The sequence below is a fragment of the Halanaerobaculum tunisiense genome, from assembly GCF_054657635.1.
Window position 1 is genome coordinate 95330 of the sequence record NZ_BAAHYI010000005.1, and the last position, 25217, is coordinate 120546.

The 25217-nt window shown below is 35.2% G+C and carries 25 protein-coding genes; 2 read left to right on the top strand and 23 right to left on the bottom strand.

All coding sequences use genetic code 11. From position 1 onward, the window contains the following. Nucleotides 1-197: 197 nt before the first annotated feature. From ACYQ3D_RS06180 to ACYQ3D_RS06225, 10 genes are all read right to left on the bottom strand, one after another. A complete protein-coding gene (locus tag ACYQ3D_RS06180; protein WP_459837135.1) occupies nucleotides 198-659 on the bottom strand; it encodes an OmpH family outer membrane protein in 462 nt (153 codons plus the stop codon). A gap of 52 nt (nucleotides 660-711) precedes the next feature. After that, nucleotides 712-894, bottom strand: coding sequence for a hypothetical protein (locus tag ACYQ3D_RS06185; protein WP_459837136.1), 183 nt, complete (start codon nucleotides 892-894; stop codon nucleotides 712-714). 76 nt (nucleotides 895-970) lie between these two features. Further along, nucleotides 971-1654, bottom strand: coding sequence for a sensor histidine kinase (locus ACYQ3D_RS06190; protein ID WP_459837137.1), 684 nt, complete (start codon nucleotides 1652-1654; stop codon nucleotides 971-973). Between the two features lie 173 nt (nucleotides 1655-1827). After that, nucleotides 1828-2769, bottom strand: a complete 942-nt coding sequence (locus tag ACYQ3D_RS06195) for a sensor histidine kinase (RefSeq protein ID WP_459837138.1) — start codon at nucleotides 2767-2769, stop codon at nucleotides 1828-1830. Continuing rightward, complete coding sequence (locus ACYQ3D_RS06200; RefSeq protein WP_459837139.1) at nucleotides 2756-3442, bottom strand: response regulator transcription factor; 687 nt, start codon at nucleotides 3440-3442, stop codon at nucleotides 2756-2758. Before ACYQ3D_RS06200 ends, ACYQ3D_RS06195 begins: the two co-directional genes overlap by 14 nt. 18 nt (nucleotides 3443-3460) lie before the next feature. Next, a complete protein-coding gene (locus ACYQ3D_RS06205) occupies nucleotides 3461-4750 on the bottom strand; it encodes a gluconeogenesis factor YvcK family protein (protein ID WP_459837140.1) in 1290 nt (429 codons plus the stop codon). A gap of 12 nt (nucleotides 4751-4762) precedes the next feature. Continuing rightward, nucleotides 4763-5620 carry an RNase adapter RapZ gene (gene rapZ, locus ACYQ3D_RS06210; protein ID WP_459837141.1) on the bottom strand — a complete coding sequence of 286 codons (858 nt, stop codon included), beginning with the start codon at nucleotides 5618-5620 and terminating at the stop codon, nucleotides 4763-4765. 95 nt (nucleotides 5621-5715) lie between these two features. Continuing rightward, nucleotides 5716-6465, bottom strand: coding sequence for a PHP domain-containing protein (locus ACYQ3D_RS06215; protein WP_459837142.1), 750 nt, complete (start codon nucleotides 6463-6465; stop codon nucleotides 5716-5718). Nucleotides 6466-6642: 177 nt separating this feature from the next. Beyond that, nucleotides 6643-7386 carry a phosphatase gene (locus ACYQ3D_RS06220; RefSeq protein ID WP_459837143.1) on the bottom strand — a complete coding sequence of 248 codons (744 nt, stop codon included), beginning with the start codon at nucleotides 7384-7386 and terminating at the stop codon, nucleotides 6643-6645. Nucleotides 7387-7390: 4 nt separating this feature from the next. Then, nucleotides 7391-8305: a hypothetical protein gene (locus tag ACYQ3D_RS06225; protein WP_459837144.1), complete on the bottom strand. Its 915-nt coding sequence runs from the start codon at nucleotides 8303-8305 to the stop codon at nucleotides 7391-7393. Nucleotides 8306-8500: 195 nt separating this feature from the next. On the opposite strand from ACYQ3D_RS06225, the gene ACYQ3D_RS06230 reads away from it, so the two are divergent. Then, nucleotides 8501-8761 (top strand): hypothetical protein, encoded by a 261-nt coding sequence (locus ACYQ3D_RS06230; RefSeq protein ID WP_459837145.1) that lies wholly within the window; start codon nucleotides 8501-8503, stop codon nucleotides 8759-8761. Nucleotides 8762-8899: 138 nt separating this feature from the next. On the opposite strand, the gene ACYQ3D_RS06235 is transcribed toward ACYQ3D_RS06230, so the two are convergent. From ACYQ3D_RS06235 to uvrA, 11 genes are all read right to left on the bottom strand, one after another. After that, complete coding sequence (locus ACYQ3D_RS06235) at nucleotides 8900-9220, bottom strand: carbohydrate-binding protein (RefSeq protein WP_459837146.1); 321 nt, start codon at nucleotides 9218-9220, stop codon at nucleotides 8900-8902. Between the two features lie 75 nt (nucleotides 9221-9295). Beyond that, complete coding sequence (locus tag ACYQ3D_RS06240) at nucleotides 9296-10171, bottom strand: glucodextranase DOMON-like domain-containing protein (RefSeq protein WP_459837148.1); 876 nt, start codon at nucleotides 10169-10171, stop codon at nucleotides 9296-9298. 386 nt (nucleotides 10172-10557) lie between these two features. Then, the gene (locus tag ACYQ3D_RS06245) at nucleotides 10558-11034 is read right to left on the bottom strand and encodes a HutP family protein (protein ID WP_459837150.1); all 477 of its coding nucleotides are present in this window, start codon (nucleotides 11032-11034) and stop codon (nucleotides 10558-10560) included. 29 nt (nucleotides 11035-11063) lie between these two features. Continuing rightward, entirely contained in the window at nucleotides 11064-12002 is a 939-nt protein-coding gene (gene hprK / locus ACYQ3D_RS06250) for an HPr(Ser) kinase/phosphatase (RefSeq protein ID WP_459837152.1), read from the bottom strand. A gap of 243 nt (nucleotides 12003-12245) precedes the next feature. Next, on the bottom strand, nucleotides 12246-13214 hold the full coding sequence (locus ACYQ3D_RS06255; protein ID WP_459837153.1) for an ROK family protein: 969 nt from the start codon (nucleotides 13212-13214) through the stop codon (nucleotides 12246-12248). A gap of 419 nt (nucleotides 13215-13633) precedes the next feature. Beyond that, on the bottom strand, nucleotides 13634-14671 hold the full coding sequence (locus tag ACYQ3D_RS06260; protein WP_459837154.1) for a nicotinate phosphoribosyltransferase: 1038 nt from the start codon (nucleotides 14669-14671) through the stop codon (nucleotides 13634-13636). A gap of 84 nt (nucleotides 14672-14755) precedes the next feature. Continuing rightward, a complete protein-coding gene (locus tag ACYQ3D_RS06265; protein WP_459837156.1) occupies nucleotides 14756-15559 on the bottom strand; it encodes a Cof-type HAD-IIB family hydrolase in 804 nt (267 codons plus the stop codon). 25 nt (nucleotides 15560-15584) lie between these two features. Beyond that, nucleotides 15585-15857, bottom strand: coding sequence for a metal-sensitive transcriptional regulator (locus ACYQ3D_RS06270; RefSeq protein ID WP_459837157.1), 273 nt, complete (start codon nucleotides 15855-15857; stop codon nucleotides 15585-15587). Nucleotides 15858-15931: 74 nt separating this feature from the next. Continuing rightward, nucleotides 15932-16141, bottom strand: a complete 210-nt coding sequence (locus tag ACYQ3D_RS06275; RefSeq protein WP_459837158.1) for a heavy-metal-associated domain-containing protein — start codon at nucleotides 16139-16141, stop codon at nucleotides 15932-15934. 382 nt (nucleotides 16142-16523) lie between these two features. After that, complete coding sequence (gene uvrC, locus ACYQ3D_RS06280; RefSeq protein WP_459837160.1) at nucleotides 16524-18338, bottom strand: excinuclease ABC subunit UvrC; 1815 nt, start codon at nucleotides 18336-18338, stop codon at nucleotides 16524-16526. 531 nt (nucleotides 18339-18869) lie between these two features. Continuing rightward, nucleotides 18870-21686: an excinuclease ABC subunit UvrA gene (gene uvrA, locus ACYQ3D_RS06285; protein ID WP_459837162.1), complete on the bottom strand. Its 2817-nt coding sequence runs from the start codon at nucleotides 21684-21686 to the stop codon at nucleotides 18870-18872. 325 nt (nucleotides 21687-22011) lie between these two features. On the opposite strand from uvrA, the gene ACYQ3D_RS06290 reads away from it, so the two are divergent. Continuing rightward, the gene (locus tag ACYQ3D_RS06290; protein WP_459837163.1) at nucleotides 22012-22656 is read left to right on the top strand and encodes a DUF2238 domain-containing protein; all 645 of its coding nucleotides are present in this window, start codon (nucleotides 22012-22014) and stop codon (nucleotides 22654-22656) included. A gap of 144 nt (nucleotides 22657-22800) precedes the next feature. On the opposite strand, the gene thrC is transcribed toward ACYQ3D_RS06290, so the two are convergent. Beyond that, on the bottom strand, nucleotides 22801-24297 hold the full coding sequence (thrC, locus tag ACYQ3D_RS06295) for a threonine synthase (protein WP_459837165.1): 1497 nt from the start codon (nucleotides 24295-24297) through the stop codon (nucleotides 22801-22803). A 201-nt stretch (nucleotides 24298-24498) separates the two neighbouring features. After that, nucleotides 24499-25113 (bottom strand): DUF3298 and DUF4163 domain-containing protein, encoded by a 615-nt coding sequence (locus ACYQ3D_RS06300; RefSeq protein WP_459837166.1) that lies wholly within the window; start codon nucleotides 25111-25113, stop codon nucleotides 24499-24501. Nucleotides 25114-25217: the final 104 nt, after the last annotated feature.

Consider the following 25217-nt stretch of genomic DNA (forward strand, 5'->3'; position numbering starts at 1 on the left):
TATAATACATTATATCAAAAGAAAACCTAAACAACAAACTCCTTATACTTATATAATTCCTGCAATTTCTGCTACTACTTCATTACTAGTTTCTTTTCTTGCTTCGGAAATTATAAATATTTATTTCATTAAATAACAAATAAAATATACACCAATATAATTAAGAGAGGCTATGAGCCCCTCTTATAGATAGTTATTTAGTCATAATCTTTAAATCGGTTTACTATTTCTTCCGTTACATCTTCTGACTCTAAATCCTCTCTACTACTTACTAAGCCTTTTTTCTTAATAATCAGATCTAATCCCAGGTCTTTTCTTATTTCCTTTATATCTTGTTTTACATTTTGCTTAGCTTCTTGAGCCAAATCCTCCTGTAATTGACGAACATTATTCCTAAATTCCTCTTGTAACTTTTTCATCTGTTCTTTATCTTCTTGCGGATCTAAATTATTGGTTTTAGTTTGATACTTTTCTCTTATATCCTGCATCTCTTTAGATAACTGTTCATTCATTTCTTGCATTTCTGGATGAGCTTCAAATACTTTATTGTAGTCTATATAACCAATATCTAAATCATCATTTGCAGCACTAGCATTTATACTAAAAAAACTTACAAGTGATAAACTTAAAATCAATAGTACAAATAATTTATTTTTCAATTTAAACCTCCTTTACATTACACTATAAATGATCTTAAATAAACCTTTACTCTTATTGTCCTTCTTCCATTGGCTCTTGCTGTTCTTCCTCCATTGGCTGTTGGTCTACTTCTAATTCTTCTTGTTGCTGCTGTTGACCTTCTTCTGGATTTCCTTGCTGACCTCCTGTACAACCAACAAATAATGAAGCACTAATCAAAACAACCATTAAAACCGCTACACCTTTTTTCATCATCTCTATCCCTCCTGATTATTTGTTACTTATATTATAAAGGGATTTTGTGATAAAAGTTTGAGAAAAGATTGAAGATTTATTTAAAATCATTAACTTGATAATCTACTAGATAAAATCCAAAGATTGACCCACTATTATATTCACTTTCTACAAAAACTTCTCCTCCATGTTGATTGATTATTTGTTTTATAATAGCTAATCCTAGACCACTACCTGCCTTTTTTCCTGGAGTGCGAGCTTGATCAACTTTAAAAAATCTTTTCCAAACATCATCTAATTGATCAGCTTTAATCCCTTGTCCTTTATCTTTGACCCAAAACTTAACTCTATCTCCTTCAATCTCTACTCCAACTGTAACTGAACTACCAACAGAAGAAAACTTATAAGCATTATCTAATAAATTTAATAAAACTTGTTTTAACTTCTCTCGGTCTCCTTGAATATATAATGGAATATTAGGAACATTAATTTTAAATATTTCTCTATTCTGCTTTAATCTTTTACTAAATATTGATTTGATATTCTGTAAAAAATCCCTTACATTTATTTGTTCTACATCAAGACTAAAATTCATAGTATCAAGTTCAGCTAATTGGAGTATTTCATTTACTAAATCTGATAATCTAGTAGCTTCATTAAAAATAATCTGTAAATATTCTTTGCGTTTTACACGATCAGTTATTATTCCATCAATTAATATTTCAGCTGATCCTTTAATAGAAGATAAAGGAGTCTTTAATTCATGAGAAACATTAGCCACAAAATCTTTTTGTAGCTGTTCAAATCTCCATCGTTCACTAATATCATTAAATAATCCTACTACTCCCCATAATTGGTCTTGCTCAATATAAATAGGATTACAATTAATAAGTACTCTTTTTTCTTGGCCTGAACAAGAAAAGGTAAGTTCTTTCTTAGTTGCTGTTTCTTCTATTAATGCTTTAAATAACGTTTTTTTATATCTTCATCCTTTATAATATCATCTAAATCCTGACCTAGTAGTTGTTTATTAGTCTCTAGACAACATAACCTTTGTAACGAATCATTAAATAAAATTATTTCTGCTTCATTATCAATCACAACTACTCCTTCTTCCATCCCAGTTAAAACATATTTTAATTTATTTCGCTCTTCAATTAAATCATTTACTGTTAGCTCTAGTTTTTGCGATAAATAATTTATATTAGCAGCTAATGTACCAATTTCACTGTTATCTTCTATATTGACCTGTTCTCCAAATTGGCCCTCACCTAACTTCATTGCAGTCTTACTTATCATTCTTAAAGGTTCAGATAAACTTTTCGACCATCTATAAGCTACTATTGATGCTAGAAAAATAGCTAATAGTGATGAATAGACCATCATTTTCTGAACCTGTCTAATTGTAGAATTAACTCCTGCCACTGAAGTAAAAATCAACAAAGCCCCCTTAACTTGCTCGGAATTCCCACTATAAACTGGTAATCCTACTAACAACATTGGTCGTTCAAAATAAGAGACTTCAATTCTATTAGTAATAATTTTTCCATTGAGAACTTCTTTAAATCCAAAATCAATCCTTTTTTCATCTTCTGAAAATAAAGAAGGATAAGAAGAAATTACATAACCAGATCTATTTATTAACCACGCTTGTCCTGAATTTATTTCAGCTGTTAATTGTAACCACCTAGAAATATCTTCATTATTATGAGTTAATGCTTTAGAGATAGGTTTAATCATTACTTTACTATTATTAATAATTTCTTGTTCCTTTTTTTCAAAATAAAAATCTTCAAAAAAATAAATCATTGAAATTCCTAAAACAATTATAATGATAAATATAATAAATAAAAATCTAATTATTAACCTTTTAAACAAACTCTTATTTTTTATCATTGGCCACCTCAAATTTATACCCTACCCCCCAGACTGTCTTAATATAATTTTTTACTGGGGTGCCAATCTTTTTTCTTAATGATTTAATATGAGTATCTACAGTTCTTTCTTCTCCAAAATAATTGTAGCCCCATACTTCAGTTAACAATTTCTCTCGAGAAAATACTTGTTTAGGAGCAGAAGCTAATGTCCATAATAAATCAAATTCTTTAGGGGTTAAAGAAATCTCTTGGCCCTCACTTTTAACTATTCTATAATCTTTATTTATCTCTAACGAAGGATAGGTTAATCTTTCAATTCCCTCTACTGTTCTTCTTAAAACTGCCTTAACTCTTGCTACCACCTCTTTAGAACTAAATGGTTTAGTTATATAATCATCAGCTCCTAATTCCAATCCTGTAATCCTATCAGTTTCTTTAGTTTTAGCACTTAACATAATTATTGGAAGTTCAGCTTTATTCTCATGCAATCTTTTGCATATTTCCCAACCATTAATTCCTGGTAACATAATATCTAAAATCATTAAATCAACCTTTTGTTTTTTAGCCTTTTTTAACCCCTCAGCACCTGTATAAGCTACATCTACTTCAAACCCTTCTACTAAAAGATAATCTTTCAATATCCGGCATATATTTTTATCATCATCGATGATTAGAATCTTCTTATCCTTCATAATCCTCTCCTCCACAATCTATTCTAAATTCTTAATAACTAAATCCATAATTGCTTTAGCTAAATCATCAGAATCATGTCTAACTAAATCAGATTGATTAATCATCTGTTCCTGAATTACCTTTACTCCTTGTTCTTTTAACTTAGCTAAATCAATTTCTACTGGTTCAGAACCTTCTTCAGCGTACTTTTCTAGTAACTCAGGTTCTATTTGTTGGTCATTAACCAAGATATAATCCATAATCTCAGAATCTATATGATCATAAATGGCCTGCACGTGATCGCTAGCTGTATAGCCATCTGTCTCTCCTGGTTGAGTCATCACATTACAAACATAAGCAGTCATCGCCTCTGAATCTTTAATCGCCTGGTTTAAATTTTCAACTAATAAATTCGGTAATACACTAGTATATAGGCTACCAGGACCTAAAATAATTGCATCAGCGTCTTCAATGGCTGCTAAAGCCTCAGGTACAGGGTCACTATCAACCGGATCAATAAACACTTCTTCAATAGCTCCATCTGCTTCAGGAATCTGTGATTCTCCTTTTACGATCTGACCATCCTGTAACCGTGCTGATAAAGTTACATCCTCTAAAGTAGCAGGTAACACTTGCCCCCTAATTGCCAGTACCTCACTAGAAGCCTTAACCCCTTTTTCAAAATCACCTAATACCTCTGACATAGTAGCAATAAATAAATTCCCAAAACTATGACCCTTTAAGTCTGTTCCTTTAGTATACCGATACTGAAACAACTTCTCCATTAGTGGTTCTGTATCAGCTAAAGCTACCAAACAATTTCTGATATCACCTGGTGGTAAAACACCTAATTCATCTCTTAACATACCTGAACTGCCACCATCATCAGCAACAGTTACTAAAGCTGTAACATTAGTTGTATATTTCTTCAAACCACGCAATAAGGTTGATAAGCCTGTTCCCCCACCAACAACTACAATCTTAGGGCCTTTATTTAAATATCTTTTCTGTAAGAATAAATCCACTAGTTCAGTATTTTGTTCTGGTAATACTACCTCATAAACAGAATTAATCATTCGCTTAATTCCTACAGCTACACAATATAAACCACTAATAATAATTATAACTCCTAATACCTTATTAATTACTAATGTAAACTCTCCTGTCAGCAGATAAACAAACTCAATTAAGACATTCTCAATTACACTCAATGCTTCAAAACCAATCAGGATTGCTACTCCTACACTAACTAATAAAATACCTAAACCTACTAACAACAACCATCTTTTAAATCTCATCCCTGGATACAACCACTTTAATTTCTTCACCACTCCCACTCCCTATTTATCAGAATCACGATGTTTAATCAATATATTATATTCATCTTCAAACTCCTCATATAATTTTTCAGCGAAAGTTACCGACCGATGTTTCCCTCCGGTACAACCAATAGCTATTGTTAGATGAGTCTTACCTTCCTTAATATATTGAGGCAGTAAAAAATCAATCATATCAAATAATTTTCTCTTAAACTGATTAGTAATTGGCCACTTTAAAACATAATCCTGAACTCTTTTATCTTCACCAGTCAAAGAACGTAAAGAATCAACATAATGCGGATTAGGCAAAAACCTAACATCAAACATCAAATCAGCATCTAAAGGCACTCCATATTTAAACCCAAAGGATAAAATAGATAACGTAATTTGATCTTGTTTAGTATTTTCCACAAAACTACCTTCAATTTCTTCCTTTAATCCTTTAGGATCTAATTCAGTTGTATCGATTATCTTATCTGCTGTTCCTCTAATCTCTTCTAACTTCTCTCTTTCTAGCTCAATTGCTTCTGAAATCCTTCCTTCTGGCGCTAAAGGATGACGCCGTCGAGTCTGTTTAAACCGATTAATTAAAGCTTCAGTAGAAGCTTCTAAAAATAGAATCCGATAATCAGATCCAGCCTCTTCTAACTTAGATAATTCTTCAAATAAACTATCAAAAAAGTCTCGCCCTCGAATATCAATCACTAAAGCTACTCGCTGAATCTGATCACTAGAATGACTACATAATTCACCAAACTTAGAGATTAAAGCAGGTGGTAGATTATCAACACAAAAGTAACCTAAATCCTCTAAAACATTAATAGCTTCTGACTTTCCAGCGCCAGACATTCCTGTAACTACCAATATATCTTCTGTCACTATACTTCACCCCACCTGGTATTAGTTTATAGTTTACAATTTATAGTTGATAGTTAACATTCAAATAATTAATAAAATGAAAATTTATATTCACCTTAAGAATTACCTTGCTTCACATTAATAATTCTATCTGCTGTTAAGCCTGCCTGTCGAGCTACTTCTAAAGCAGGTTTGAGATCTCCTACTCGCGATGGTTGATGAGCATCACTACCTAAACTAAAGTTAGCTCCTTCATAAGCAGCTGCTAGTACATAATCAACCCCAGGTAAATGTTTAGCATTAATCTCTAAAGCTACATTAGATTTAACTGCCTCCTGGGCCAACAACCTAGTATCTATATTGATCTGGTAACCAGGATGAGTGATAATATCAATATCATAATTATTCAGCACTTTAATTAATAATTCTGTATTCTGCTGGCGGATCTCCTGGCTATTAAACCCTAATCTTTCATGAACTAAATTCTTGACTATCAACTCCACTCCAGCTTGCCAACTAACAGGCTTAATAAACAAGTGAAAACCAACTAAAACTTTATCTAGAACCTGTAAGATAGACTGAGGCACATCCAACTCTCCAGTAAGGCTGACAATATTAGCTTCTGTTGCTGCTAATACCTTAATCTCAGGATAGAGCCGATTATAATAAGCTACTTTATCTTTAATTTCCAGTAACGTCTCCGCTCTTGTTACCCCTAACTGATATAGACTATAACTAGCTGGGCCATGATCAGCAATAGCTATCTCTTCTAAACCTGCTTCAATTGCAGCTTCAATATTTTCCCGAATACTGCCTGTACCATGACTATATTTAGTATGAGTATGATAGTCAGCATAAACTTGCATCTAGTTCACCCTTTATTTTAGATATAATATAACACTTCGTGCCTCAGCTATCTGCTATCTGTAATCTGAAGTGAGGTTAGATTTTTAATTTAAAGGTTTTGAATTAGCTGCCCCTACAAGTTTCACAGAAACTTTCCGTGATAAAAAGCATCCGCACACGACACAAGACTCACAACTCTAATTGATTTCCTCTAATACCTGTTCTTTAACTTCCCTCTTCTGAGCAATAAACTTCTCTACTCGCTCTAAAGAAGTATTAACAATATTACTAGCTTCTAATCCAGCCTGATCTACAATCTCTAAGGCCTGCGGAAATTCACCTAATTGATCACTATAGTGGGTATCAGTACCTAAAATCAACTCCAAACCTGCTTCTTGTGCTCTCTGAGCAATCTCAATACAATACTCTCTGCTGCCTGGCCTACTACGGTAGGAACTATTATTAATCTCTAATAAAGTATTATTCTCTTTAGCTGCCTTGATTACTCTACTAATATCCACTTCATAAGCTGGATTACCAGGATGAACAACAATATCAACTAGAGGATTAACTATAGCATTTACCATAGCAGTTGTGTTCTCTTCTCTAGTTCCTGGATTATAACCAGCATCTTCGTGAAAACCAACTAAAACAAGATCCAATTTAGCCAAATATTCTGTTCCTAAATCCAAAGTACCATGTCTATCAGTTACATTTGCTTCTACTCCCTTTAAAACTCGCACTCCACAAATTTCTCGCGGTAAAACCTTTAAATTACCAAAGTGATAAGGATGAGCTCCTCCAGGCATATTTGGCCCATGATCTGTCATAGCAATTATTTCAATCTCTTTTTCAGCTGCTACAGTAGCCAATTCCTGAATTGTACAATAAGCATGACCACTAGCAACTGTATGAGTATGTAAATCAGCAATTAATTCCATTTTATCACCCCATAATAGAAAATTGTGAACCTATAACTCCTAATAATAAAATAATAAAGTAACTTTCCAAAGCTGTTAACTCCATAAACTGTAATCCAACAATTGCAGTTAATAAAATATCTACCAACAAAATATAACCTACAGAACCTGTAACTAACGGACTACTGATTTCAACAATCTCTGGAGCCAAAATAAATGCTAAAATAGCTACTGCCCACTTAAGATAGTCTTTAAACTCAACTTTTCGTATAGAGTGCCATAAGTAATACACTGTATACCAGACTAAAGGAAAAAAGATAAGCCCAAAATAGTACTTATTAAAAACAAAAACGATAGTTACTAAAGTAGCTAATCCATAAGCATAATACCAGACATTATCCCGTCTTAACGTAGGATCTAAGCCCTGCACTACAAAAATAGCTAATCCAGCTAGAGGAAATAAACCACCACTGATTTGTAGACTATCTATAAATTGAGCTGGAATCCAGCCTAGTATTAGCTTAATTAAAGGAGCACTGCTTAATACAACTAAATTGAATAAAAATACTAACCCTACAAAATATTTTTCTTCTTCTAAAAAACCTAAACTCTGTTGTAAACTAAAGACTAAAATCAAGACTAGCGAAAGATTAAAGTACAAACTAATATTTTGGGTTAAATACATCAATACTACTGTTAGTAAACTAACTAATAAACCATATTTCAGGCCTCCAAGATAATCAACTAGATTACTTCCCCATAATAATTCTACTAAAGCACCTAGAATAATACCAGTAGTAAATCCACCCCAGCCAAAATAAGAACCAAGTAGGGGAGTTAATAAAATAGGATGTAATAATACTTGTAACTTAAAATCAACTATTCGATATAAATAAAATAAGACAGCAATTACTGCAGCCAAAATTAATTTAGTTAACATAACTTCCTCCTCACTTAAAGTTAGTCTCCATGATGACTATTTCCATAAGTTAGTTGGAAATCCTGCTAAAATAAAAAATTAATGGTGTAGTCTAGTTAATTATAATAAATCAATTTAATAATTTTATACGAAATCGAATATCTGATACTGATTTAAAACATATTAAAAATAAAATAGATTGAAAGAGGTGGGCTTATGTTATGGATTTCAGCTAGTATTACTTTGTTAGGAGTATTAATCTTCTATTATTACTGGCTTAGAGAAGAAGAAGAAACAGAGGAAGGAACACAATTAGAAACTGCTGATTATGATCTAGAAACTAGTGACGAGCTTAATCCAACTACAGAGAAATCAATCAAAACCTTCAAACCTGAAACAGACGATGAGGCTAATGATCTAGAAGCAAGTGAAGAATTGGCACCTAAGATAGAAGTACTCCACAAAGATGAAGATTAAATTAATTCAGGGAACGAATATTCGTTCCCTGTTTTTAATTTATTTTTAATAGTTTAAAGTTAACCACACTTGTTCTTGACACCATACATCAACACAAAAAGCCTCCGGCACAAGTAAGCCGAAGGCCAATTCATTATATTATTGCGTATATAATTCTCCGTTATGCACTTCAAAACTCCAGTCACTACCATTATTATTATCCCAATTACTAGCGGAATCCTTAAAACAGAAATTAAATCGATCCGCACTATTGATTCTAATCTGTGCTGTCCAACTACCATCACCTTTAGGATGCATCTCAATATCAGTTACTTCCTCCCAATTATCATTAAAACCTACTCCCGCATGTAAATAAACTTGGTCAGCTCCACTTTCAGAAAGTAACCCTTCATAATTAATAGAGACTCGCTCTCCAGTAGTAATAGGGGTAGGAGTAACTTCTACTTCCTCTTGTTGCATTATATTCCCTCCTTAGATTACCTGATTATTTCTTTATATAGTTTATACTAATTATATTATTTTATAAGTAACATTTTAAACTCCTTTAAATCTATTCATTATATATTTAACTATAGCCCCTACCACTGTAAGCAATAAGACAATCGCAAAAGCAATAATAATTATAAATTTAACCGGTAGACTCAACTCCGGGCCAACTGCTCTTAAAGTAGCTAACTCTCCTTCCTCTAGATCAAAACTACCTAATACTTCTTTTTGGCTCATTCCCTCAGGAACTAATGTATCTAGCAGATTAGGATTTAAATCGGTATCTGTTCCGCCACCAAACTTCCAACCTGTTGCTTCCTCAACTACAGAGCGATAATTATCATAGCCAAAACCATCTAAAGAACCTACTAATACATAATAATGAGCTTCCTGTAAGGAACCTATTTTCTCCTGCGGGATACTTAACTTAATTACCTGATCCTCTAAAGTAACATCAACTTGCTGTAACCTCTGTGTCTGTTGAGGGTCATCACTAGGAGAATACATCTCTACTGACCAACCAGTTAACTTAATTAACTGATTCCACGGATGCTGAGACTCAAACTTTACATGAGCCCCTGGTTTAAAGACTTGGGTGCTACCACCATCTTGATTATCAATATATACCTGGATCATCTGATGACTAAAACCATAATCAGCATGCCAAGGATTAGTCACTTCCTTAAATTTAAAATAAAAATTATAATTTCCGTCAGCAGATTCAACTTTAAAGTTTGTTAGATCAAATAATCCTTCGTATGGTTTAAATTGATCACTTGTCGGGTAAGTATAACTACCAGGCCCAAAATCATCCCCAACAGGATCTGCCGTTTCAAAAATAGTTTCTTTTTGCGCATCAACTGCCACTGTAAATAATAGAATTAAAATTAAACAAAGTAATAAACTCCACTGTAGTTTATTCATTGATCTCGCCCCTTTTTTCCTTCTACTACCTATACTTATGAGCGAGATGAAAGAATATTACGTCTGTTATCAGTTATCTGCCATCTGCTGTCTGTTATTAGTCGTGTGCTATTAGCTGTGTGTCGTGAGCTAAAAAACAAACTATAATAGAACTTTATCAATTTGATAAAGTTAATTTTTTATCTAAAACCGCCAAAGAAAAATCCATTCACAGGCAAAACCTTGCTTAATTACTCTCTAAACTGCAGATATTTGAAAGATGCTTCTAAATTTAATTTAGTACGATTTAGATTTTGAATTGACTGACAGCAGACAGCACACGACAACTATGAAGCGCTCCAAATAAAAAAAGAAGAGCAGATATTAACATCTGCCCTGGAAGCGACTTACTCTCCTTTGTTTTCTTTTAATCCGTAGTAGTGAACTCCTAATCCAGAAATTTCATGATCAACTTCTAAACCAGGAATTCCAATCTTACCATAAATAGCTACTGCTAAATGAACATCATGCTTAACAATTCCAATCTTAATCCCTGCCCCTGAGATACCGCTCATTGGCCCATTTAGACCAGCCAAAGCTCGTTCCACACAGCGAGTTAATACTCTCCGATTCTGGATATCATCAGCAATAACATTACCCTTCACAGCAGCTCCTAAAGCATTCCGTAACACTTTATTCTTTAATTCTTCTCCTTTTCCGCCAGCTCTAGTAATTACTGCATTATAATCATCTTCAATAAAGGTTTCTACTAATTTATCATCTGCATCATCGCCTACCATGGCTAACATACTAGCCATCTTTCCTAAAGATTTTTCACTTCCAATTGTAACAAAATCTTCTGCTGTAAAATTACTTAATTCCACACTACTTCACCCCATTTATTTAATTATAATTATAAATTATCAAACTGATCTTCTTTATGTTGTAAGACATCATTTAATCCTTTAGTAAATTCTTCTGCTGCATTATACCCCATACTATTTAATCTGAAGTTCATAGCTGCTACTTCCATTACCATAGCTAAATTCCGCCCCGGCCGAACAGGAATAGTAACTTTAGGTACAGTGACATCTAAAATTCCTTCTTTTTCATTCTCTAGACCTAACCGATCATAGTTTTCCTCATTATTCCACTCTTCTAATTCTACAATTAAATCTATATTCTGTTCTTCCCTAATAGATCCTGCGCCAAAGAGAGTTTTGACGTTAATAATTCCTAAACCTCTTAACTCCATATAGTACTTAGAAATCTCAGGAGCAGATCCCACTAAGGTATTCCGAGTTACCCTTCTAATAACTACTGCATCATCTGCTACTAAACGATGACCTCGTTTAACTAAGTCCAGAGCACTCTCACTTTTACCAATTCCACTACTCCCTTTAATCAAGACTCCTACACCATAAATTTCCACTAAAACTCCGTGTTTAGTTACTTCTGGAGCAAACTTCTCCTCTAAGTATTCAATTAACCGACTGATAAAACTAGTCGTTGAATAATCAGTAGCTAAAATCGGCACATTAGCTTCTGTAGCTAACTCTGTCAATTCAGGTAATGGTTTCATCCCTCTAGTAATCACAATACAAGGAACATCATAGGATACAAATTTAGTCAGTCTTTCCTGGAGTAACTCTTCAGGCAATTCTTCTAAAAAAGATATTTCAGTCCGCCCTAGAATCTGAACTCGTTCCGGAGTAAAATAATCAAAAAAACCAGCTAATTCCAATCCCGGTCGCTTAATGTCACTAACTGTAATATCTCTATCAATAGTTACCTGATTCAACTTTTCTAATTCAAATTCTGATACCATTTCTTGTACAGCTATTTTTTCCATACTTTCACTCCAAACTACTAGTTAAAAATTTATGTATCAGGAAACTTCATTTTTAGTGTATGAAGCTTCCAATAAATTAATCCTTTAATCTTCAACTTTTTGGTGTAACTCAATCAATCCCTCTCTAGCTTCCTCTAAATATTCTTCGGCTGTGTCCTAATTACCTTGTTTAGCCTCTGTTAGAGCATCATGAGCTAAATCCTTGCATTGCCCCCTAATCTGAAATTAACTTCCTGTTATGCACTATAACCTACCTAAACCTACTAGAGCAGTAGCAATTGCTCCTATTACCCCTACCTTAGAGCCTAACTGCGAAGTAACAAGTTCAGCTTGATCTACTAAACTAGCCATTGCTCTCTTCTTAATTGTAGCCTGGATAGTATCCTCCAGCAAATCCCAAGACTCTGCCACACCACCACCAACTACAATTTGTTGCGGATTAAAAATATTAATCAAACTAGCAAAACCAATCCCTAAGTATTCTGCCACCTGGTTTAATATATTACAAGCTATCTCATCTCCTGCTTGAGCTGCTTGAGCAATTACAGCACCATTAACCTCGGCTGACTGCTCGACTAAATCAGCTAACAAGGTATCTTGCCCAGCTTCTAAGGCTTCACGACCTAATCGACTGAGAGCTGTTCCTGAAGCTACTGCTTCCCAGCAACCATGATTACCACAACCACACTGGCGGTCACTAAAAGGGTCTAAAGTCAGATGACCAATCTCACCAGCGCCATCATAAGCCCCATGATAAACTTCCCCATCAATAATAATGCCGCCTCCAATACCGGTACTGATTGTGACATAAATTAAATCTGCCACCTCTTGGCCTGCCCCAAAGTATTTCTCTCCTAAAGCAGCAGCATTAGCATCATTCTCCAGAAAAACAGGTGGTTCTAAGTCACTTAACTCAGCAATGATATTAACATTATCTAATTCTAAATTAGGTGTATGATGGATAATACCTTCTGCAATATTTAACGGACCAGGAGAACCCAACCCAATTCCGATTACTTGTTCTATGCTTATCTTTGCTTGATCTATTACTTGATAGACAGTATCCTTAATCTTAGTAACTACTGTATCTTTACCTTTAGTTGCTTCTGTTGCTACTTTAACTTCAGCTATGATATTCCCTGCTAAGTCAGCTACAGCTGTTAAAATTTTAGTTCCACCTAAGTCAATACCTACTACATACTCTTTTGCCATAACTATCCGCTCCTTACTGGAATTCATTTGGCCCACTAACATCAGTTTTAACTCTGTATTTAACTAACAGATTAACAGTTGTATTACTAGCCATTAAACTGATTCCGCATTAGTCAGATAGAAACTTCCAACAGTAGCAGAGCCTACAAAAACCAGCCCTAAAATAACTGGTAATAGAAACTTAGCCTGCAGTCCTACAATACTAGTGATCAATAAGAGACCTGCAGTAAAAAACCAAAAAAAGCTAAATAGTAAAACTGGAAATGTATGCTTATAAATTTCTGCATAATTCTTCTTGATTAAACCCCATATCCCCATAGTTTCACCTTTCCGCATTATGTAAATAATAATCAACAATTACTAGAATTTATACTTCTTTATCCCCCCACTTTATATCCTGATTTTTTTACAAATCAAACCTATAGTCTAACCTCTAATCTCGGATTATCACTTACTCCCGGAATTCTACCTCGTTTAGCAACTGGTTTACCAGCCACTTCCTTAAGATCCATAGTCATATTAATTGCTTCAGCAGAAGAAATATAACTACCTACACCAAAACCAGCCGCTCCTACCTTCTTCAATTCTCTAATCCGTTCGGGCGTTAACCCCCCAGAGGCAAAAATATCAACCTGCTCATGGCCAGCTTGATCCAGTCTAGCTCTAACCTCTTTGAGCAGACCTGGGGTTACGCCGCCTCGCTCTGAAGGAGTATCCAGTCTAATCCCATCTAAATCCTGGCCTAATTCCTCAGCTAGTCTTAAAGACTCAACTGCTTCATCCTGAAAAGTATCCACTAGGATAGTCCGCGGTTCTTGCTCCGGCATTATTTCATGATAGGATTTAGCTACTTCTAAAGTATCTCCTACTGTTAAAATCAAGGCATGAGGTACAGTCCCGGAGGGTTCTTGTCCAGCTAATTTAGCTCCTAAAATACAACTAGCTCCATCAGCACCACCAAGCAAAGCTGCTCGCTCCATTACTGGTGCTACAGCAGGATGGACATGTCGGGCCCCAAAACATAACATTGGCTTATCTCCAGCAGCTGCTTTACACTCTTTAGCAGCAGTAGCCCAACCACTAGAATTAGCTAAAGTACCTAAAATAGCTGTCTCTAAAATCCCGAATTCATTATAAGATCCTTTAATCCGCATAACTACTTCTTTTTTTTCTACTTCAGCCCCTTCTTCTAACGACCAAACTTGTACTTCTTTATCAGCTAATAAGTTAAGAGCTTCATCGATCCCTGCTACAACTCCTGAACTACCAGCAAATATTTCAGCTACAACTGGAGTAGCAGCGTGGTCTAACTGTTGTAAAATTTCTCTAGTCTTGATGAAATAAACATCTGTAGTAGCCCCCTGTTTAATCTCTTCTGGAGTAGCTGAATAAACTAGTCTTTTGTCTCCTGGCGTAAATTCCTTTACTTCCTGTAAATTTTCTATCTCTTGATTCATTTTTAACCTTCCTTTCTCTGGGGTTTATTATTAGCTTCTAAATTAATCTTAAATATCCTCCTTCAACCTTTTAATCTCCTCTAACTAGTCTAAAATAAACTTTTCAATAACTTCTGCTACACCTGCTTCATCATTGGATAAAGTAATGTAATCAGCTACTTCTTTAACCTGCCCGCGAGCATTATCAACAGCTACTCCTAATCCAGCATAATCTATCATCTCTAAATCATTATAACTATCTCCAATAGCTACTATATCTTCAGCAGCTATCCCTGCTTTTTCTGCTACTCTATCTAAGGCAGCTGCCTTAGATACATCAGGAGTCATGATCTCAATAAAATACGACTTAGAAGCTGTAATATATAATTGCGAGCCTAACTGTTCTTCTAAATCAGCCAAAATTTCTTCTACTCGGTCTAAATCTTTCTCTACAATTAATAACTTAGTAGAAGGTTGATCCAAAAAGTCTGTTACTTCTTCTTCAATCAGGATTGGTTTAACTCCTGAAACTTCTTCGTAATATTCAGCTTCAAGCCCTACTTTATTAACGTATAATAAATCATCCACATACAGATTTAAATGTAAATCATGCTCTTCTACATAAGTACTTACTTGCTGGGCCAACTCCAAAGGAACGGGTTGATGATCTATAATTTCATCTGTAGCTGCTTCCTTGACTAAAGCTCCATTATAAGTAATCACTTCTTCTGTACACTCTAATTGTTTGATATAAGGTAGTGCAGAAGCATACATTCTACCAGTAGCAATCACTACCTTGACTCCTAATTCTTCAGCTTGTTTAATTGCTTCTTGAGTTCGAGCTGCTATCTTATAATCATCTCCTAGCAGTGTATCATCTAAATCTATTGCTAATAATTCATACTCCATTTTAATCCCTCCCCTAAATTCTAATTTAATTAGTGAATTTATCAATCACTTCCATTAGTTCATCAATCATCTCCTCACCATTATCATTACCTATAGCTTCCTGAACACAACCATGAATATGATTCTCTAAAATATTCCTAGCAACTTTATTCAATGCTCCTTTACTAGCAGCTATCTGAGTCAAAACATCAACACAGTATTTTTCTTTTTTAATCATCTTCTTGATTCCTCGCACTTGACCTTCAATTCTGTTTAATCGAGTAACTAATTCCTCTTTTTGATCTTGATAAGAAGCCATTTTAATCACCTCTTAGTCTATTATATAATAAATCAAGCAAAATAAAAAACCACTTCCTAGGAAGTGGTCTAAAATTAACTACTAACCTCATATCCAGCAGCTCTCACTTCATCTTTCAGGCGACTTAATTCTGTTTGTGAAGTATCAAACCGAACTGTAACTTGATCTCGGTTAAGATTAACTTGGGCTTTTTTAACCCCTTCCACCTGAGTCAAAGCTGCTTTGATAGCTTGCTTACCGCTAACTTTAGCCGGACCTGTTACCTTAAAGGTAGCATGTTTCATTTTACCGCCTCCTAAAACAATCTATCTGTTACTACTTAATTATTGTGTTCTAGGAGCATTACTTTTATACTAAATTCAACATAATGAGTTATGAAAGTCATTACTTACCAACTAAAAAGTTTGTTTATTCTTTACAATCATTACATTTTAAAGCAACTTTATCTCTACGGGAGAATTCATCCTCTAACTGCATCTTCTGTCCACAACATTGGCAAGGATAAGCTAGATATTGGCCTGGTTTATATTCATAATAAAAATTGCTTAGTATACTTCTTTTATTAGATATTCAGTATACACTATTTCTGACTAATTATCAAATTTTTATGAAATGAATTAATTTTCTGAAAACAAGTAACAGCTCCACTAGACAACTATTGCTTTATCACGGACGCAAATTGGCCTTAATATAGTCTCTAACCTGTCGGGCCAACTTAGGCCCAACCCCTTCTACTGCTGTTAGTTCTTCTGGAGCAGCCTGTTTGATATCATTAAGCGAACCAAAATGTTGTAATAAAGCCTGTCTTTTTTGCTTCCCTATCCCAGGGATATCATCCAACATAGAATGAGTTAGTCTCCGCGAGCGTAACTTACGATGGTAACTAACAGCAAAGCGATGAGCTTCATCTCTAACTCGCTGGACTAGATATAAAGCAGCTGAATCGCGAGGTAAGATAACAGGGGTTTCTCTACCAGGTTTAAAGATCTCTTCTTCCTGTTTAGCCAGGCTAATAATTGGTTGAGAGCTTCTCCCTAATTCTGCTAAAACATCATAAGCAGCATTTAATTGACCTTTACCGCCATCAATCAGGATTAAATCAGGCCAGTCTCTTCCTTCATCTAATAATTTAGAATATCTACGCTTGATCACCTCTTGCATAGCTCTAAAGTCATCTTGGCCCTCTAAACTCTTGATCTTAAACCGGCGGTAGTCACTCTTGGCTGGCTGCCCATTCTCAAAGACAACTAATGAAGCTACAGTAGCTTGGCCCTGAATAGTAGAAATATCAAATCCTTCAATCCGGTAGGGAGGAGTGGGCAGTTCTAGTTCTTGTTGTAGCTCCTTTACCCCTGAGCCAGTCCCCGCCGAATGTAATACCTGCTGGAGATTATACTCTTTTAGATTTTGCCGGCCATTGCGAACTGCCATCTCTACTAACTCTTTTTTCTCTCCTTGGTGAGGTACTTTAAGCTCTACTTTACGTCCTTCTCGTTCTGATAACCAATCAACAAGCAAATCCTGATCTTCTAATTTAGTATCTACTAAGATTTCTTGCGGAATATAATAAGCAGTATCATAATACTGCTGTAGAAAAGAAGTTAAAGTAATCCGTTTATCCTGTACCTCAGTAAAGATAAAGTCCTCTTGCCCAATTAATCTACCATTGCGAATAATCAACAGTTGTAAGCAGATAACTTCTTCCTGCTCAATTACAGCAACTACATCTCGATCCACTAACTCTTCTGTAACCACCTTCTGCTGTTGGGTGATCTGATCAATAGCATCTAGCTGATCTCGCAGTTGAGCTGCTCTTTCAAAATTTAACTCTTCTGCTGCGGCTTCCATTTTTTCTTCTAACTCATCTTGTAAATCAGCTGCTTTACCTTCTAAGATCATAACTACTTGCTCAACCATAGCTTGGTAATCAGCTACACTAATTTGATTAATACAAGGCCCTAGACACTTATCAATATGATAATTCAGACAAGCCCGATCTTTTTTCTGAGCTGTTAACTCTTGCTTACAGGTCCGTAAAGGGTAGAGATCATGAAGCAATTCCAACATATCATTTACTGCCTTAGGATCAGTATAAGGGCCAAAATAACGCGCCCCATCCTGTTTGACTAGTCTTGTCTTATAGACGCGGGGATATCTATCCTCTAGTGTTACCTTAATATAAGGATAGGTCTTATCATCCTTAAGCTGGATATTAAACTTTGGATTATGCTTTTTGATCAGATTATTCTCTAAAATCAAAGCTTCCATCTCGGTATCCGTAATAATATAATCAAACTCAGTAATTCGGTTGACTAAAACTGTTGTCTTAAACCGCTGGTGCTTAGCTTGTTTAAAGTAAGAACCAACTCGCCGGCGTAAAGATTTAGCCTTCCCCACATAAATTATCTCGCCTCGTTGGTTCTTCATTAGATAGACTCCTGGTTCGTGAGGTAAATTCTTAGCTTTTTCTTTTAGTTCCACTAGTAACACCCCCAAACTTCAATTTACAATTGACAGTATAATACTTCACTTTTTAATAAAAAGTTAGTAATAAAAATTCAACAGCTAGTTCGGAAAAGCTACAAAGTAGCTTTTTTTCCGAGTAACTTTTATTAAACTATAAAAGTTACCAAAAGATTTCAAGGGTAGAACAATCAATGTTTTATACCATTAAAAAGTTTCTACAGCATTTAAAGTAATTCTAGAGCATATATTATCCACTCATTTTAATCACAGGGCACTGATTGTTCTACTTAAATTAAACCAAAACTAAAACGATATTACTAGGTAAGAGTTTCACAACGAAATTTGAATTTTTTAGTAACGAATCTTAGCGATCTGGAATAAAAATAAGGCTTGGCTAATCTAATTTGCAGGACATTAAATTAGATTAGCCTTATTTTTAAGCAGTGAGCTGTAGATGAGTTTGAAAAAATTCAGAAAGTGAGAAAACTCTTGCCTAGTAAACTATAAAAGTAGTTGGTTTTGGACTTGATTTTTAACTCTCAATTATCAATTCTCAATTATTTGTTTTAAGAACTGTCCTGTATAAGACTCCTCTACTTCGGCAATCTCTTCTGGAGTTCCAGTAGCTACTACTTCTCCTCCTTTGTCTCCACCTTCAGGACCAAGATCAATAATATGGTCAGCTGATTTAATAACATCAAGATCATGCTCAATAACAATAATTGTATTGCCGCCTTCTTTCAATCGCTGTAAGACACTTAATAATTTATCTACATCTGCAAAGTGGAGACCAGTCGTTGGCTCATCTAAGATATAAACTGTACTACCTGTACTCCGCTTACTCAGCTCAGAAGCTAATTTAACTCGCTGGGCTTCCCCACCTGAGAGCGTAGTAGATGGTTGGCCTAACTTCATATAACTTAACCCTACATCATATAACGTCTGGAGCCGACGTTTAATCTTCGGGATATTCTGAAAGAAATCTAATGCTTCTTCTATTGTCATATCCAACACATCGGCAATTGTCTTTCCTTTGTAGGTTACTTCTAGTGTCTCCCGGTTATATCTTGCTCCATCACAGACTTCACACGGCACATAGACATCAGCTAAAAAGTGCATTTCTATCTGAACGATTCCTTGGCCTTTACAGGACTCACAGCGGCCTCCTTTGACATTAAAACTAAACCGTCCTTTCTTATAACCTCTCTCCTGGGCCAATGGCGTTTTAGCAAAGACTTCGCGGATATAATCAAATACTTTAGTATAGGTAGCTGGGTTAGACCGAGGCGTCCTCCCAATTGGGGACTGGTCAATATTAACTATCTTATCTACCTGGTCTAAACCTTCTACTGCCTCATGTTGGCCCGGCTTTAACTTGGAATCATAAAACTCCTGCATTAAGCGTCGCTTAAGTGTTTCATCAATTAAAGTACTCTTCCCTGAGCCAGAAACTCCTGTTACACAGGTGAAAACTCCTAAAGGAATCTCGACATCAATATTCTGGAGATTATGCTCCTGAGCCCCTTTAATCGTTAGCAAATCACCACTTGGTTTAGTCCGCTCCTTTGGTACTTTTATCTTTCTCTCTCCTGCCAAATACTGACCAGTAATTGAGGCTGGTTCTTGTTTGATATCTTCTAAATCACCTTGGGCTACTATCTCTCCTCCATGCCGGCCTGCTCCTGGGCCAATATCAATTATTTCATCAGCAGCTTTAATAGTCTCTTCATCATGTTCTACTACTAAGACTGTATTACCGATATCTCTCAATTCCTGGAGTGTATTCAATAACCGCTGGTTATCCCGTTGGTGCAGCCCAATACTAGGTTCATCTAAGATATAGATAACTCCTACTAGTTGCGAACCAATCTGAGTAGCTAACCGAATCCGCTGGGCTTCTCCTCCTGATAGAGTACCAGCTGAGCGATTTAAGGTTAGATATTCTAATCCGACTTCAGTTAAGAAATTTAGCCGTTGTCTGATTTCTTTTAGGATCTCACTTCCAATCACCTTGTCTTGTCCTGTTAACTCTAAATTAGCAAAAAACTCATAACAATCAGCAATTGACATAGCAGTTACCTCTGCAATTGATCTATCTCCAACTGTGACAGCTAGACTAGACGGATTTAATCTATTCCCGCCACAATCTGGACAAGCCCGGACAGTCATATACTTTTCTAGTTTCTTTTTGGCCCGATTAGAACTCTTATTCCGCAATTTCTCCTTCAAAATAGAAATTAAGCCTTTAAAGGTAATAGTCTGCTGTTTAGTAGTCCCCCTTCGGTTAGTATAAGGAAAACTAACTGGACTATCATCACCATACAGTAAAATCTCAATAAACTCCTGATCTACTTCCTCCAGCGGCTTGTCCCGATCAATATTATACTTATCAGCTAGTGCTTCTACTGCCCGCGGCTGAAATCGGCTTCTCGTCTTCCGCCAAGGGATAATTGCTCCGCCATTTAAGGAAGAATCATAATCTAAGATTAAGTCCGGATCAAACTCTCGTTTATTTCCTAAACCTTCACAGGTTGAACAAGCTCCATAAGGACTATTAAAAGAAAACATCCGGGGCGATAATTCCTCTAGACTAACTTGACAATCTGGACAAGCAAATTCTTCACTAAATAACATCTCTGCACCATCTATTACATCAATAATTACTAACCCCTCTGCTAAATCCAAAGCCGTCTCTATAGAATCAGCCAGTCTAGATTTTAAATCCTCTTTCATTATTAATCTATCGACTACTACTTCTAAAGAATGTTGTTTATTCTTATCTAACTCAATCTCCTGGGCCAAATCTTTAATCTCACCATCAACTTTAACTCTGACATACCCTTCTCGACTAACCTGATCTAGGATATCCTGGTGTTCTCCTTTTCGCCCGCGGACTACTGGAGCTAATACCTGGAATTTAGTCCGCTCCTCTAACTCCAGTACCTGATCTACAATCTCCTGGACTGTCTGCGAGGAAATCTCCTGCCCACACTCAGGACAATGTGGGGTTCCTACTCGAGCGTACAACAGACGCAAATAATCATAGATCTCAGTAACTGTTCCCACTGTAGACCGAGGATTCTTACTAGTTGTCTTCTGATCAATAGAAATAGAAGGCGATAAACCTGAAATATACTCCACTTTAGGCTTTTCCATCTGACCTAAAAACTGGCGAGCATATGCTGATAGGCTCTCTACATATCTGCGTTGTCCTTCAGCATAGATAGTATCAAAAGCTAAGGAAGACTTACCTGAACCACTTAAACCAGTCAGCACTACTAATTGATCTCGGGGAAGCTCCACATCTATATCTTTAAGATTATGTTCTTCGGCTCCTTTAACTACTATTTTATCTTTAGTCATTACTTGTCACCTCTCTGCCTAATATTATAGCAGTAATAATTATTAATTACAACAAAAGCACATAGCAGTCATTCACCAAGGAATTATTATCAAATCTCCCTTACTTTACGAATAATATATACGATAAATAATGAAAATAATCTTATAATTTAGTGTATATTAAGTCATTATTTTTATGAATAAATTACTTAAACTAAAGCCTAACAGCACTAATATCTCCTTAACAAGTAATTAAGCACTAGAATAAATAATATATGTAAAGGTATTTGTAGCTGACTTCTTTAAGTTTATATTTAAAGGCTAAAAATAAAAGGAAGGTAATACTATGTCTATCATTGGCCCGGAAGATACTACATATAAAATTCATAAAATCATCGCTCGCTTATTTAGATTGTTATTAATAGGAGCAATCATTGGTAATATAATAACTCAACACTGGTTTAATCTCTTTATTTCAATTCTAACTCTATTGTTAACCTACTTACCATTTATAGTTGCCGAAAAAAACCACATTTATATCCCTTCTGGCTTTAAGATTATTATTTTACTCTTCATCTTTGCTTCTCTCTATTTAGGAGAGTTACAAGAGTACTATCTTAAGTTCTGGTGGTGGGATATAATGTTACATGCTCTATCAGGAATTATCCTCGGGTTTATTGGCTTTATATTAGTCTATCTTTTAAATCAAGGCCAACAAATCAAAGTAACTCTAAGTCCTCTCTTTATTGCTATCTTTTCTTTCACCTTTGCTCTTTCTGTCGGGGCTTTATGGGAGATATTTGAGTTTTTCATGGATCTAAATTTCGGCTTGAATATGCAAAAATCAAGCTTAGTAGATACGATGTGGGATTTAATTGTTGATTCCTTAGGTGGACTCATAACCTCTACTATTGGTTATTTATACGTTAAAAAAGGGGGCGCAACTTATTTTCGGCAATTAGTCAACCAGATTACTGACCAGCAAAACTAAAAGGCTCTATTAGCTGTCTACTATGTGCTATCTGTTATCAGCAGATCTTCACGGAGATTCATCAGGACTCACAGGAGTGCAAATTCAAAACTATAAAAATCACTAAGAAAGGATAGACTAAAATAGCCTATCCCTGATTAAACTCTATTCTATTGCTAAAATATCTTTGATTTCCTCTTTAAGTCCGCTACTACTCGATTTTCTGTAGTTTTTGATTTCTTGGTCTTGTAAACCTTGCAGTCCACTATGTATCTCTAAGCCAGTCACTTCTTGTAACTTATCTACAACTGCAAATTCATCCTCTAGCTTAACTGTACCCTGTAAAGCCTTTAGTACCGCAGGACTAAATTTATATGGATTAGCTGTCGCTGCAATCACTGTTGGTGTTTGATCCTTAGTCTTCTCCTGATACTGCTGATAACAATTAATTCCTACTGCAGTATGGGTATCGACAGGATAATCATACTCTTCAAATACTTCTTTAATAGTCTCTGATGTCTCTTCTTCAGTAGCATACTCGCCACTAAATAACTGGTCTATCTTTTCTTGTGTCTCCAGGTCAATCTCAAACCTACCTTCTTGTTGTAACTGCTGATACCAATTGTTAATTTTAGCAGCATCATGACCAGTCATCTCAAATAAAAATCTTTCTAAATTAGAAGAAATTAAAATATCCATTGACGGACTAATAGTCTGTTTAAAGTCGCGATTAATATCATAGACTCCTGTCTTCAGAAAATCAGTTAGAACATTATTGTCATTCGAAGCACAAATTAATTGATTAACCGGCAGTCCCATCTGAGAAGCATAATAAGCTGCTAGGATATTCCCAAAGTTTCCTGTAGGTACACTAATATTTATTTTGGCGCCTTCTTCCAGTTGATTATTGCTTAATAAATCAGCATAAGCTGCAAAGTAATAAATAATTTGTGGTACTAGACGACCCCAGTTAATTGAGTTAGCAGAAGAAAACTGATAACCTTCTTGGGCTATAACTTGCTTAAAGTCTTGATCACCAAATATCTCTTTAACCTTAGTTTGGCAGTCATCAAAGTTTCCTTCTACAGCTACTACAGAGGTATTAGCTCCGCTAGTAGTTACCATCTGTCGTTCTTGGACTTTACTAACTCCCTCGTCAGGATAAAAGACTATAATATCAATGCCTGGTACATCTTTAAAACCCTCTAAAGCAGCTTTTCCTGTATCTCCAGAAGTAGCTACCAAAATTACTAGATCATCATCTAATTTTACCTTCTCAATTGCTTTTGATAATAAATGAGGCATTAACTGAAGTGCTAAATCCTTAAAGGCAGCAGTTGGACCATGCCACAGCTCTAAGATATATTGGCCCTCAGCTAATTTAACTACTGGAGTAATCTCCTCAACTGCAAAGTTATCCTGGTTATAAGCAGCCTCAATTGCCTGTTTTAATTCCTCTGATTTATAATCAGTCAAAAACTTAGCTAATACTTGTTGGGCTATCTCTTGGTAGCTATTATCCTGTAATTTATAAATATCTTCTTCCGTAAAAGTAGGTATCTCTTGGGGAACAAATAATCCTCCTGAGGGAACCATCCCTAACTGAATTGCTTCTGCTACACTTACCGCTTGGTAGTTGGCCCGGGTACTAATATACTTCATTCTACTCCATCCTTTCTACTCTAGTTTGCTTTATTATATCAGAGGGACAGATGATTTTAAACTCTCAATTTCTTACTACCCCATTCTTCATTTAATTTACTATATAGAAATATTTCATATCTCAATATTCATTAGAAGATTATTACTTTTTCCTATGGTCAAGTCTTCCTATCAACTTCTGTCCTAAATATTTTTTCTATTTTAAAAACATCTTAATGTCATTCCTAGAGGACTAGTATCAGCGATGATATCCTCAATTGTATAACCTACAATTGGAAAACAGGGAAACCCATAAGCATAAGGAGTAATCTCATATAATTGAAAATAAACCACTAATGTCTTATCAGCTATATAATAATCCTGATCCTCTCTAACCCCTGTAAACTCATCTAAAGTAGGAATATCGCGTTCAATAATATCCTGAGCAATAAGCTCGGATAAACGTTTTTTATAATTACTATCTACCTTAAAAAGCTCGCTTAATTGATAACTTTCTCCTGTATCTAAATCAAAATTTAGGGACTTAACTATTGTTAAGCCATGTGCTCCCCCAGCATAAGCATAATTAATTAATGACAGACTTAAAACTCTATTTTGATTATTCTTAATTTGATAAGTAGCATCAATTACTGTCTGCGGATTTTCATAATAGCCCTGTTCGCTAATCATCTCTCGCACTAAATTATAGATATCTTGATTTATCTTCCGCTGAATAGATGAGTCTCTCATGCCTACTACCTTAGGATATAATACCTCTAGTCTTGGCCTGATTAAACGTGAAGTCTTAATCTTAACTGGTACATAGGTGTACCTCATAATAAACTCCCCTTTCTCTTAATAGTCTATTCAGTGGATTGAAGAGGAGTTACTAATTTATTATTATATAAGAAATAAAATTTTAACCCAAAAAAATAAAAAAA